The sequence below is a fragment of the Alkalicoccobacillus porphyridii genome, from assembly GCF_007293315.1.
GTDB lineage: Bacteria > Bacillota > Bacilli > Bacillales > Bacillaceae_D > Alkalicoccobacillus > Alkalicoccobacillus porphyridii.
Genome location: NZ_VLXZ01000356.1, coordinates 1 through 248 on the forward strand (window position 1 = coordinate 1; position 248 = coordinate 248).

A 248-nucleotide genomic window follows, 5' to 3' on the forward strand; every position below is an offset into this window, starting at 1 on the left:
CCAACCTGCAACCTGTGCTGATTACCGGCATGGAAAAAGGCGGCCAACTGACCACCACCACGGAAGTGGAAAACTGGCCTGGCGATCCAAACGATCTGACCGGTCCGTTATTAATGGAGCGCATGCACGAACATGCCACCAAGTTTGAAACTGAGATCATTTTTGATCATATCAACAAGGTGGATCTGCAAAACCGTCCGTTCCGTCTGAATGGCGATAACGGCGAATACACTTGCGACGCGCTGATT

1 pseudogene is annotated in these 248 nt (G+C 50.8%); it reads left to right on the plus strand.

Features of this window, described 5'->3' with window-relative positions:
• A pseudogene (locus FN960_RS24575) lies at positions 1 to 248 on the plus strand (thioredoxin-disulfide reductase); the annotation flags it as partial.